Annotated in this window: 10 protein-coding genes; 7 read left to right on the top strand and 3 right to left on the bottom strand. The window is 56.4% G+C overall.

What is annotated here, in order from left to right:
- Positions 1–67 precede the first annotated feature (67 nt).
- From flhB to bglB, 5 genes are all read left to right on the top strand, one after another.
- On the top strand, positions 68–1216 hold the full coding sequence (flhB, locus tag HV242_RS13740) for a flagellar biosynthesis protein FlhB (RefSeq protein WP_014170659.1): 1149 nt from the start codon (positions 68–70) through the stop codon (positions 1214–1216).
- Positions 1209–3287, top strand: coding sequence for a flagellar biosynthesis protein FlhA (gene flhA, locus HV242_RS13735; RefSeq protein ID WP_014170658.1), 2079 nt, complete (start codon positions 1209–1211; stop codon positions 3285–3287). The genes flhB and flhA overlap by 8 nt, the downstream gene beginning before the upstream one ends.
- Entirely contained in the window at positions 3284–3679 is a 396-nt protein-coding gene (gene flhE / locus HV242_RS13730) for a flagellar protein FlhE (RefSeq protein ID WP_123266835.1), read from the top strand. Before flhA ends, flhE begins: the two co-directional genes overlap by 4 nt.
- A 264-nt stretch (positions 3680–3943) precedes the next feature.
- Entirely contained in the window at positions 3944–5527 is a 1584-nt protein-coding gene (locus tag HV242_RS13725; RefSeq protein WP_079230842.1) for an MFS transporter, read from the top strand.
- A gap of 4 nt (positions 5528–5531) precedes the next feature.
- On the top strand, positions 5532–6671 hold the full coding sequence (bglB, locus tag HV242_RS13720; protein WP_044858305.1) for a beta-galactosidase BglB: 1140 nt from the start codon (positions 5532–5534) through the stop codon (positions 6669–6671).
- Positions 6672–6705: 34 nt separating this feature from the next.
- Here bglB and argS read toward each other — a convergent pair whose 3' ends face one another.
- Entirely contained in the window at positions 6706–8439 is a 1734-nt protein-coding gene (gene argS, locus HV242_RS13715) for an arginine--tRNA ligase (RefSeq protein WP_014170653.1), read from the bottom strand.
- Between the two features lie 239 nt (positions 8440–8678).
- Between argS and HV242_RS13710 the strand changes: the two genes are divergently transcribed.
- Together HV242_RS13710 and cutC are read left to right on the top strand one after the other, a co-directional pair.
- On the top strand, positions 8679–9239 hold the full coding sequence (locus HV242_RS13710) for a VOC family protein (protein WP_050736988.1): 561 nt from the start codon (positions 8679–8681) through the stop codon (positions 9237–9239).
- 76 nt (positions 9240–9315) lie between these two features.
- Positions 9316–10059, top strand: coding sequence for a copper homeostasis protein CutC (cutC, locus tag HV242_RS13705; RefSeq protein ID WP_041162738.1), 744 nt, complete (start codon positions 9316–9318; stop codon positions 10057–10059).
- A gap of 184 nt (positions 10060–10243) precedes the next feature.
- Here cutC and cmoB read toward each other — a convergent pair whose 3' ends face one another.
- On the bottom strand, positions 10244–11215 hold the full coding sequence (gene cmoB / locus HV242_RS13700) for a tRNA 5-methoxyuridine(34)/uridine 5-oxyacetic acid(34) synthase CmoB (protein ID WP_050736987.1): 972 nt from the start codon (positions 11213–11215) through the stop codon (positions 10244–10246).
- Positions 11212–11955 (bottom strand): carboxy-S-adenosyl-L-methionine synthase CmoA, encoded by a 744-nt coding sequence (cmoA, locus tag HV242_RS13695; RefSeq protein ID WP_020883390.1) that lies wholly within the window; start codon positions 11953–11955, stop codon positions 11212–11214. Before cmoA ends, cmoB begins: the two co-directional genes overlap by 4 nt.
- Positions 11956–11978: the final 23 nt, after the last annotated feature.

Raw genomic sequence — 11978 nt, 5'->3', positions numbered from 1 at the left:
TTCAACCCATTGATGAAAGGTCAGGCTGGCATGATACCCGTGACTAAATGGGCTGCGAGCAGGCACTGTGGCAGAAGAGAACGACGACAAAACGGAAGCCCCCACACCCCACCGACTAGAAAAAGCGCGTGAGGAAGGGCAGGTCCCCCGATCCCGAGAACTGACATCCCTGCTGATCCTCATCGTAGGCGTGTGCATTATCTGGTGGGGTGGGGAGGCGCTCGCCCGCAAACTGGCGGGAATGCTCTCGGCTGGCCTACGTTTTGACCACAGTATGGTCAACGACCCTAACCTGATCCTCAGCCAGATAATCCTGCTCGTTAAAGATGCCATGCTTGCGCTGTTGCCCCTGATTACCGGCGTCGTGCTGGTGGCGCTGGTCTCGCCCGTAATGCTGGGCGGTCTGGTGTTTAGCGGGAAATCGCTGCAACCCAAGTTTTCGAAACTGAACCCGCTGCCGGGGATTGCGAAAATGTTCTCGGCGCAAACCGGTGCGGAGTTGCTTAAAGCGATTCTGAAATCGGTCCTGATGGGCAGTACCGGCGGTTTTTTTCTGTGGCACCACTGGCCGGAAATGATGCGCCTTATCAGCGAATCGCCGTTAACCGCGATGAGCAATGCGCTGAACCTGGCCGGGCTCTGTGCCCTGCTGGTGGTGCTCAGCATTATTCCCATGGTGGGTTTTGACGTTATCTTCCAGCTTTACAGCCACTTCAAGAAACTGCGCATGTCACGTCAGGATATTCGTGATGAATATAAGCAGATGGAAGGTGACCCGCACGTGAAAGGGCGTATCCGCCAGATGCAGCGTGCTGCCGCCCGTCGACGGATGATGGAAGATGTGCCAAAAGCCGACGTCATTGTGACTAACCCGACACACTATTCCGTTGCGCTGCAGTACGACGAAAACAAAATGAGCGCGCCGAAAGTGGTGGCGAAAGGGGCGGGGCTCATCGCCCTGCGTATTCGTGAAATTGGTACCGAAAACCGGGTGCCCATACTCGAAGCGCCTCCGCTGGCGCGCGCGCTGTATCGCCATGCGGAAATTGGACAACAGATCCCAGGACAACTCTACGCCGCGGTGGCGGAAGTGCTGGCCTGGGTATGGCAGTTGAAACGCTGGCGTCTGGCTGGCGGTCAACGGCCTGTGAAACCTGAGAACCTTCCGGTGCCTGACGCGCTGGATTTTATGAACGAGAAGGACACTGATGGCTAATCTGGTGGCAATGTTGCGCCTGCCCGGCAACCTGAAATCGACGCAATGGCAGATCCTTGCCGGACCGATTCTCATCCTGCTAATTCTGTCGATGATGGTGTTGCCGCTTCCGGCGTTCATCCTCGACCTGCTTTTCACATTCAACATTGCGTTGTCCATTATGGTTTTGCTGGTGGCGATGTTCACCCAGCGCACCCTTGAGTTCGCCGCATTCCCGACCATTCTGCTGTTTACCACCTTGTTAAGGCTGGCGCTGAACGTGGCGTCAACCCGTATCATTCTGATGGAAGGCCACACCGGTGCTGCCGCGGCGGGTAAAGTGGTTGAGGCATTCGGCCACTTCCTGGTCGGCGGTAACTTTGCCATCGGTATCGTGGTGTTCGTCATTCTCGTCATCATTAACTTTATGGTTATCACCAAAGGTGCCGGACGTATCGCGGAAGTGGGCGCGCGTTTTGTGCTTGACGGGATGCCGGGCAAGCAGATGGCCATCGACGCGGATCTGAACGCCGGGCTTATTGCCGAAGATGAAGCCAAAAAGCGCCGCTCGGAAGTGACGCAGGAAGCTGACTTCTATGGCTCAATGGACGGTGCGAGTAAGTTTGTTCGCGGTGATGCCATTGCGGGCATCCTGATCATGGTGATTAACGTGGTCGGCGGCCTGCTGGTGGGCGTGCTGCAGCACGGCATGGACATGGGCCACGCGGCGGAAAGCTATACGCTGCTGACCATTGGTGACGGTCTGGTGGCGCAGATCCCGGCGCTGGTTATCTCAACGGCGGCGGGGGTTATCGTGACCCGCGTCAGTACCGATCAGGATGTTGGCGAGCAGATGGTCGGGCAGCTCTTCAGCAACCCGCGCGTGATGCTGCTGGCCGCCGCGGTGCTGGGCCTGCTCGGTCTGGTGCCGGGAATGCCAAACCTTGTGTTCCTGCTGTTCACTGCGGCATTGCTGGGCCTTGCCTGGTGGATGCGTGGCCGTGAGATGACCCCAGCTGCGGAACCTGCTCCGGTAAAAATGCCGGAGAACACGCAGGCCGTGGAAGCGACCTGGAACGACGTTCAACTGGAAGACTCGCTGGGAATGGAAGTGGGGTATCGCCTCATCCCGATGGTCGATTTCCAGCAGGATGGCGAACTGCTGGGCCGAATCCGCAGCATCCGTAAAAAATTCGCCCAGGACATGGGCTTCCTGCCGCCGGTGGTTCACATCCGCGACAATATGGATCTGCCGCCTGCGCGCTATCGAATTCTGATGAAAGGCGTAGAGATTGGCAGCGGTGATGCTTATCCAGGCCGCTGGCTGGCTATTAACCCGGGCACCGCGGCGGGTACGCTGCCAGGCGAGCAAACCATCGACCCGGCCTTTGGCCTGGCTGCCATCTGGATTGAAAGTGCGCTGAAAGAGCAGGCGCAAATTCAGGGCTACACCGTGGTGGAGGCGAGTACCGTGGTGGCGACCCACCTGAACCATCTGATTGGACAATTCTCGGCAGAGCTGTTTGGTCGTCAGGAAGCCCAGCAACTGCTCGATCGCGTCACGCAGGAGATGCCGAAGCTGACAGAAGATCTCGTGCCAGGCGTCGTGACGCTGACCACGCTGCACAAGGTGCTGCAAAACCTGCTCGAGGAAAAAGTGCCGATCCGCGATATGCGTACCATTCTGGAAACCCTCGCCGAGCATGCACCGTTGCAAAGCGATCCGCACGAACTGACGGCGGTGGTGCGTGTGGCACTGGGACGGGCGATCACGCAGCAGTGGTTCCCGGGCACCGGGGAAGTGCAGGTTATCGGCCTCGATACGCCGCTTGAACGTCTGCTGCTGCAGGCTCTGCAGGGCGGTGGAGGGCTGGAACCTGGCCTGGCCGACCGTCTGCTGGAGCAAACACAAGAGGCGCTGGCGCGTCAGGAGATGCTGGGTGCGCCACCGGTTCTGCTGGTGAACCATGCGCTGCGTCCGCTGCTGTCGCGCTTCCTGCGCCGTAGCCTGAACCAGCTGGTCGTGCTGTCGAATATGGAGTTGTCGGATAACCGTCATATCCGTATGACGGCGACGATAGGAGGAAAATAATGCGTAAGTGGTTATGGATTTTACTTTTTCCGCTGGTGGCCCAGGCCGCCGGGGAAGGGACCTGGCAGGCCAGCAGCATTGGCGTGACCCTCAGCAACCGCGGTGTCGCCATGTCTTCGCGACCGCTATCACCGACTGAGCCGGTGTCCGGTCTGATGACCCTGGTGGTCTGGAACTACACGCTTATTGGCCCAACGCCTGCCGGGCTTCGGGTACGGCTGTGCTCCCAGACACGCTGTACGGAAATTGACGGAGAGAATGGCACCACTCAGGCCTTCAACGGCGTGCCTGCTGTCGAACCTTTGCGCTTTATCTGGGAAGTGCCGGGCGGCGGACGCCTGATCCCTGCGCTGAAAGTTCAGCGTAATTCCGTCATCGTCAACTACCGCTAATACCCCGCTTTCTACGACAGCCATCAGCCATTTCTGATGGCTGGCTCGCAAAAAATGACCTCCTCTTTTGATGTAAAAGAAACGCTGTTTTATAAATCAGTGACACGCGTAACGACACTCTTTGCATTTTTGCCAGCCGCTTGCCGGTGATGGCAAAAACAGAAAGGTATCACCAGGTCGATACTCTTACTGTAGCCGTGTAATAACTCCCGGATCAGATTTTGCTTACAGGGAGTCTCCCAAAACTGAGTAGGGTTGACGGCAATGAAAACACGAAAAATTGGACTCGCAAATTATCTTGCTTACGGGTCAGGCGATTTCCTCGGGGCGGGAACCACCGCCCTGACGGCGGCCTGGCTTTTGTATTTTTATACAACGTTCTGTGGACTCTCCCCGATTGAAGCAACCTTCATCTTTGCTGCCGCAAGGGTACTGGATGCCGTCGTCAGCCCTTTGATGGGCTTTTTGACCGATAACTTTGGCACGACCTGGCTCGGCAAGCGCTTCGGTCGGCGTAAGTTCTTTATTCTGCTGGGGATCCCGTGCGTATTCAGCTACTCCCTGATGTGGGTGGGGGAGATGAGTTTCTGGTATTACCTGCTGACCTATCTGGTGTTCGATATCGTCTACACCATGATTCTGGTGCCGTACGAAACGCTGGTGCCGGAAATGACCGATGACTTTAAACAGAAAACCCGCTTCTCAGGTGCCCGTATCTCGATGGCGCAAATGTCTGCCATCCTGGCCTCATTCCTGCCGGGGATCCTGCTCACGCATTTCGGCAAAGACAACGCGGTCTCCTTTTTCTATGCAAGCCTGGTCTTCTCCGTGCTGTGCGCGCTGATGCTGATGCTCGTCTGGTTCTTCACCTGGGAGCGACCGCGGGAAGAGTGGAGCGAAGCCGCCCTGCGTGCCGAAGAAGAGAAGAAGAAACTGTCGCTCGGACAGAGCCTCAACCGCCTGTTTGTGGAGTTGAGCTCTACGCTGCGCGTGAGAATTTTCCGTCAGCATCTGGGGATGTACCTTGGCGGGTATATCGCCCAGGACGTCTTTAATGCCGTGTTTACCTACTACGTGGTTTTCGTGCTGATGCAGGAAGCATCCATGGCCTCCAGCCTGCTGGGCACGATGGCCATCTTCCAGTTTATTGCGGTTATCGCCATGATCCCGCTGTGCATTCGCTTCGGACCCGCGCCGTCCTATCGGATGGTCGTGGTGCTGTTTGGCCTGGCATCGCTTTCCTACGCCGTACTGTATTACGCGGGCCTGAGTGATATCTACTCTCTGTTATTGCTGGTCTCTGCAGTTGCCGGTCTGGGACGCGGTGGGATCAACTATGTGCCGTGGAATACCTACACCTACATTGCTGATGTCGATGAAGTGATCACCGGCCAGCGCCGCGAAGGGATTTTCGCCGGCATCATGACGCTGACCCGTAAAGCCTCGCAGGCAGGGGCGGTAATGCTGGTGGGCATTGTGATGCAGATGTCCGGCTTTGTTAGCGGACAGAAGACCCAGCCCGCGGAAGTGAGCCACACCATTCTGCTGATCCTGAGCGTGGGAACGCTTCTGGTTCTGTTCTGCGGCTTCCTGGTCTCGCTGCGTTTCAAACTCAATTTGCACACCCACACCACGCTGCGTGAAGAGACCGCCAAAATGCGCGCGTCTGGTCGCGCCATTCCTGAGAGTGCGACATCAGAAGCCCGCGCCACCGTGGAGATGCTGGCCGGTATGCCTTATGCGTCGCTGTGGGGCAATAACAACATCGGCTATCTGAATCGTAATAAGCCTGCGGCACCTTCGCTGAAGGGGCGCGCGGTACTGAATTCGACATACAACAGAGGTTAAGATAATGAAAGTTTGGCCGGTCAAACACAGTCCACTCCTGCGTCAGCCTGCGCATTTCATCGCCCGGGACGAGCTGAAATCGCTGATTGAAAAGGTGACGCATAACCTCGTTAATATCCACGACACAACAGGTGAGTTTTTACTGCGCCTGGACGACGGGCGGGTCATTGACACCAAAGGATGGGCAGGCTGGGAGTGGACCCACGGCGTGGGGTTATACGGTATCTGGCAGTATTACTGCCAGACGGGCGACGAAGCGATGCGTGACATCATTGACCGCTGGTTTGCCGATCGTTTCAGGGAAGGGGCGACCACCAAAAACGTGAATACCATGTCACCGTTCCTGACGCTGGCATATCGTTATGAAGAGACCAGAAACCCGGCCTGGCTGCCGTGGCTGGAAAGCTGGGCGGAGTGGGCCATGAATGAGATGCCGCGCACCGACCATGGCGGCATGCAGCACATCACCCTGGCGGAAGAGAATTCTCAGCAGATGTGGGATGACACGCTGATGATGACGGTTCTGCCGCTGGCGAAAATCGGCAAGCTCCTTAATAAACCGGAGTACGTTGAAGAGGCGGTGTATCAGTTTCTGCTGCACGTGCAGAACCTGATGGATCGCGAAACCGGCCTGTGGTTCCACGGCTGGAATTACCAAGGCCACCATAACTTTGCGAAGGCACGCTGGGCACGAGGCAACAGCTGGCTGACCATCGTGATCCCGGATTTCCTTGAGCTGGTGGATTTGCCTGAACATAACGCCGTTCGTCGCTACCTTGTGCAGGTGCTGAACGCGCAGATTGCGGCCCTCGCCAAATGTCAGGACGATAGCGGCCTGTGGCATACGCTGCTCGACGATCCGCATTCCTACCTTGAGGCGTCAGCCACGGCAGGCTTTGCCTACGGTATTCTGAAAGCGGTGCGTAAACGCTATGTCGGCGCGGAATATGCTGGGGTGGCGGAGAAAGCGATTCGCGGCATTGTGGAAAATATCTCGCCGGAAGGGGAGTTACTGCAGACGTCGTTCGGTACGGGGATGGGCCGCGATCTGGCGTTCTATCGCCAGATCCCACTCACGTCGATGCCCTATGGACAGGCCATGGCAATCCTGTGTTTAACGGAATACCTGCGCAAATATTTTTGAACATAAAAAACCCGGCGATGGCCGGGTTTGTTTATTACATGCGCTCTACGGTTTCGATACCCAGGGTATCCAGACCCAGCTTCAGGGTCTTCGCCGTCAGCTGAGCCAGCTTCAGGCGGCTGTTGCGGACCGCTTCGCTTTCCGCAGACAGGATAGGGCAGTGTTCGTAGAAACCGGAGAACAGACCCGCCAGATCGTACAGGTAAGAGCACATCACGTGCGGGGTACCGTCACGTGCGACAACGGCCAGCGTCTCTTCAAACTGCAGCAGACGTGCCGCCAGCTGGGCTTCGCGATCTTCGGAAATGATCACCTCAGCATTGGCCAGCGCGCTTTCATCGATACTGGCTTTACGGAACACGGAGAGCACGCGGGTGTAGGCATACTGCATATACGGCGCAGTATTACCTTCAAAGGCCAGCATGTTATCCCAGTCGAAGATATAGTCGGTGGTACGGTTCTTGGAGAGATCCGCGTACTTCACTGCACCGATACCCACGGCGTTGGCGAGTTTTTCCAGCTCATCGGCAGGCATATCCGGATTCTTCTCGGCCACCAGACGGCGGGCGCGTTCCAGCGCTTCGTCCAGCAGGTCGGACAGCTTCACGGTACCGCCCGCACGGGTTTTGAACGGCTTACCGTCTTTACCCAGCATCATGCCGAACATATGGTGTTCAAGCGGCACGGAATCCGGCACGTAGCCTGCTTTGCGCACGATAGTCCACGCCTGCATCAGGTGCTGGTGCTGACGGGAGTCGATGTAGTACAGCACGCGGTCCGCATGCAGCGTTTCGTAACGGTATTTCGCACAGGCGATATCGGTGGTGGTGTAGAGATAGCCGCCATCCTTTTTCTGGATGATCACGCCCATCGGTTCGCCTTCCTTGTTTTTATACTCATCAAGGAACACGACCGTAGCGCCTTCGCTCTCAACCGCCAGGTTTTTGGCCTTCAGGTCAGCCACAATGCCAGGCAGCATCGGGTTATAGAGACTTTCACCCATCACATCGTCACGGGTCAGGGTGACGTTCAGACGGTTATAGGTGAGCTGGTTCTGGGACATGGTGATGTCAACCAGTTTGCGCCACATCTCGAGGAAGTACGGGTCGCCGCCCTGCAGTTTTACCACGTAACTGCGCGCGCGCTCGGCAAAAGCGTCGTCTTCGTCGTAGTGTTTTTTAGCTTCGCGGTAGAACCCTTCCAGGTCTGCCAGGGCCATCTCACCCGCGTTTTCCTGCTGCTGTTTTTCCAGGTAAGCAATCAGCATCCCGAACTGGGTACCCCAGTCACCCACGTGGTTCGCGCGGATCACTTTGTGTCCGAGGAACTCCAGGGTACGCACGGCCGCGTCACCGATAATGGTGGAACGCAGGTGCCCGACGTGCATCTCTTTCGCCACGTTTGGCGCTGAGTAGTCAATCACCACGGTCTGCGCTTCTGGCTGGGAAACACCCAGACGGTCAGATTTCAGCGCCGCGTCAACGTGGCGTGCCAGGAAAGCAGGCTCAAGGAAGATGTTGATAAATCCAGGGCCGGCGATTTCAGTTTTGCTGGCAATACCGGTGAGATCCAGATGAGTCAGCACCTGCTCGGCGAGTTGTCGCGGCGGCATACCCAGTTTTTTAGCCACTGCCATCACGCCATTAGCCTGATAGTCGCCAAACTGTACTTTTGCTGACTGACGAACCTGCGGTTCGCAATCCGCAGGCGCACCTGCGGCAATCAGTGCCTGACTGACTTTTTCGGAGAGAAGAGCCTGAATATTCACCTGGATACCTTACATTTTTGATGCGGGCAAATAACCGCCCGCGCCAGTTAAAGAATTTAGGGCGGGAGTATACTGCAAATGCCTTCTGGCGTCAGCATTGCGGGGGCCGAAGATTGCTCAGAATCCAGGCTAAGAAAGCATGCATAAACATGCAGTCGTAAAAACCGCTATTCAGAGGTTGGTCGAAAGAAGGCAACAGAGTAAATTAGCGGCTTTGCGACACGATAAGAGACTGACGTATGGCGAACTGGCACTCCATTGACGAACTGCATGATATTTCCGCAGATTTACCGCGCTTCACCCAGGCGTTCACAGAACTTGCCACCCGCCTTGGTCTGGATATTGCGCCGCTTGAGGCCGATCACATCTCCTTGCGCTGTCATCAGAACGCAACCGCCGAGCGCTGGCGTCGCGGGTTTGAACAGTGTGGCGAGTTACTCTCAGAGAACATCATCAACGGTCGCCCCATCTGCCTGTTCAAACTGCATGAACCGGTGTGCGTGGCTCACTGGCAGTTCAGTGTGGTCGAATTGCCCTGGCCGGGCGAGAAACGCTATCCGCATGAAGGCTGGGAGCATATCGAAATTGTCCTGCCGGGTGAGCCCGAAACGCTGAATGCTCGTGCACTGGTGCTGTTGTCTGACGAGGGACTGAGCAAGCCTGGCATTTTTGTGAAAACAAGTTCCCCGAAAGGCGAACGTGAGCGTCTGCCTAATCCTACTCTGGCCGTCACTGACGGACAGGTTACCGTGAAGTTCCATCCCTGGACGATTGAACAGATTGTTGCCAGCGAAGCATAAGATGTGACCGTACGCTGAGACCGGGCGTAGCCTGCGTGTCATGATGGTGCGTTAAGTGGATATTAAGGAGGATGTAATGGCGCTGCTGGAGATTTGTTGTTACAGCGTGGAGTGTGCCGTCACCGCGCAACAGCACGGGGCTGACCGCATTGAACTGTGCGCCGCACCCAAAGAGGGTGGGTTAACGCCTTCATACGGGATGCTGAAGTCTGCCCGTCAGGCTGTCACCCTTCCGGTACACCCGATTATTCGTCCTCGCGGCGGTGATTTCTGTTACACGCCGGGCGAATTCAGTGCCATGCTTGAAGATATCACTCTCGTTGGCGATCTGGGATTCCCCGGCCTGGTTATTGGGTTGCTTGATGAAGACGGCAATGTCGATCTGCCGCGCATGCGTCAGGTCATGAACGCGGCAAAAGGGATGGCGGTCACTTTTCATCGCGCGTTTGATATGTGTAAAGATCCCCTGCAATCCTTTGATATTCTTGCTGAACTTGGCGTGGCGCGGGTCCTGACATCGGGTCAGCAGTCCTCTGCTGAAAAAGGACTGCAATTAATTACGGAACTAAAAGCACATTCCGGTGTTCCAATAATAATGGCGGGTGCGGGAGTACGTGCCAGCAATATGGAACTGTTTTTAAACGCCGGGGTAGAGGAGCTTCACAGCTCTGCGGGCAAATGGATGCCATCGCCCATGCGTTATCGCAACACAGGGTTGTCAATGTCGACGGATGCTGAAGCGGATGAGTACTCACGCTACGGTGTAGAGGGAGAGTCGGTTGCGGTAATGAAATCGATGATTGAACGTCATCACGTGTAGCAACGTACCGATTTTTACCGCGCATCATGTCGCCCAATATGATGCTTGCTTGTACCAGGCCCCTGCAATTTCAACAGGGGCCTTTTTTTATGCCCCTCACCCTAACCCTCTCCCCAAAGAGGAGAGGGGACTGTACAGTGCGATCTTTTCTCCCGCGCCCCTTTGGGAAGAGGGCCGGGGGAATCTACGGTTTCGTCGCGATCAACACCGCGCGCATTGGCGCAGGATACCCTTCGACAGTCTTGCTGTGGTCTGCCGGGTCGAGGAATTCCGCCAGTGATTCGGTGATCATCCAGTCGGTGCGACGCTGTTCTTCAGTTGACGTTACGCAGACATCGGCAATACGGACATCCACAAAACCGCACTTCTCCAGCCAGTTTTTCAGCGCCGCCGCGGAAGGGATAAAGTAAACGTTCCGCATCTGCGCATAGCGATCGCCCGGCACCAGAACGGTATTCTCATCACCCTCTACCACCAGCGTTTCCAGCACCAGCTCGCCGCCGCTGACCAGCTGATCTTTCAGCTGCCACAGATGTTCGAGTGGGGAGCGGCGGTGGTACAGGACCCCCATCGAAAACACGGTGTCAAACGCCTTCAGGGCAGGGAGCTGCTCAATACCCAACGGCAGCAGGTGCGCGCGCTGGTCGTTACCCAGCAATTTACGCACCGCTTCAAACTGGCACAGGAACAGCTGCATAGGGTCAATCCCCACCGCCAGATGCGCCCCTGCGCCAATCATGCGCCACATGTGGTAACCGCTGCCGCAGCCAACATCCAGAATGGTTCGCCCGGTCAGGTCGGAAAGGTGAGGCAGCACGCGATCCCATTTCCAGTCAGAACGCCATTCAGTATTAATGTTAACGCCGTAGAGTGAGAACGGACCTTTGCGCCACGGCATCAGGTTACGCATCAGCGTTTCAATGCGGTTTATCTGCCCGGGCGGAAGCGGCGTTTCGCTTTGCGCGGTAACGCTGTGGAGCAGATCCAGACGGTGTGGGGTCAGTTCCGGCAGAAACTCCACCGCGTTGGACCACTGCTTTAACAGACCATGCTGCTGATCCCGCTGCCAGGCAGCAATTTGTGCAGGCAGCGTCTCCAGCCAGTGGGAGAGGTGGTTTTTGGCAATCAGCTGATAGAAATTACTGAACTCGATCATGCGATGTCCCCACCTTTCAGCGCCACCAGCGAGCCGAAGTTGAAGCACTGGAACCACAGTTCGCTGTGCTCGAAGCCTGCCTGACGCAGGCGTGCTTTATGGGTTTCGACGGAGTCCGTCAGCATCACGTTTTCGAGCATGCTACGTTTCTGGCTAATTTCCAGTTCGCTATAGCCGTTGGCCCGTTTGAAGTCGTGGTGCATATTGAACAGCAGCTCACCCACTTCGGCATCTTCAAAGCTGAATTTCTCGGACAGCACCAGCGCGCCACCGGGTTTCAGGCCTTTATAAATTTTGTCCAGCAACAGCTGACGGTCTTCAGGTACCAGGAACTGCAGAGTAAAATTCAGAACCACCAGCGACGCGTTATTGATGTCGATATCACGGATATCACCTTCCACAACCTCGACTGGCGTCGGGGCTTTATACGCGTCGATGTGGCGACGGCAGCGTTCCACCATGGCCGGGGAGTTATCGACGGCAATGATTTTGCAGCCTTCATGGTGAACGTTACGACGAACAGACAGCGTTGCCGCGCCGAGCGAGCAGCCCAGATCATACACCTGCGTGCCGGGTTGAACGAAACGCTCAGCCAGCATGCCGATCATAGAGATGATATTGGAATAACCGGGAACAGAGCGCTGGATCATATCCGGGAAGACTTCGGCTACCCGTTCATCGAAGGTCCAGTCGCCCAGGCTGGCGATAGGCGCGGAAAAAAGCGTGTCGCGATCTGACATAACGTAAAAATCCGGGAAAAATA

It is taken from the genome of Enterobacter sp. RHBSTW-00593, from assembly GCF_013784105.1.
GTDB lineage: Bacteria > Pseudomonadota > Gammaproteobacteria > Enterobacterales > Enterobacteriaceae > Enterobacter > Enterobacter ludwigii.
The sequence above is the reverse complement of the archived record's forward strand: the minus strand, read 5'-3'. Positions and strand labels throughout refer to the sequence as shown.

Excerpts from the sequence above, each read along its gene's own strand:
- flhA (WP_014170658.1), top strand. The coding sequence starts at position 1,209 with ATGGCTAATCTGGTGGCAATGTTGCGCCTGCCCGGCAACCTGAAATCG.
- HV242_RS13725 (WP_079230842.1), top strand. The coding sequence starts at position 3,944 with ATGAAAACACGAAAAATTGGACTCGCAAATTATCTTGCTTACGGGTCA.
- bglB (WP_044858305.1), top strand. The coding sequence starts at position 5,532 with ATGAAAGTTTGGCCGGTCAAACACAGTCCACTCCTGCGTCAGCCTGCG.
- HV242_RS13710 (WP_050736988.1), top strand. The coding sequence starts at position 8,679 with ATGGCGAACTGGCACTCCATTGACGAACTGCATGATATTTCCGCAGAT.
- cutC (WP_041162738.1), top strand. The coding sequence starts at position 9,316 with ATGGCGCTGCTGGAGATTTGTTGTTACAGCGTGGAGTGTGCCGTCACC.
- cmoB (WP_050736987.1), bottom strand. The coding sequence starts at position 11,215 with ATGATCGAGTTCAGTAATTTCTATCAGCTGATTGCCAAAAACCACCTC.
- cmoA (WP_020883390.1), bottom strand. The coding sequence starts at position 11,955 with ATGTCAGATCGCGACACGCTTTTTTCCGCGCCTATCGCCAGCCTGGGC.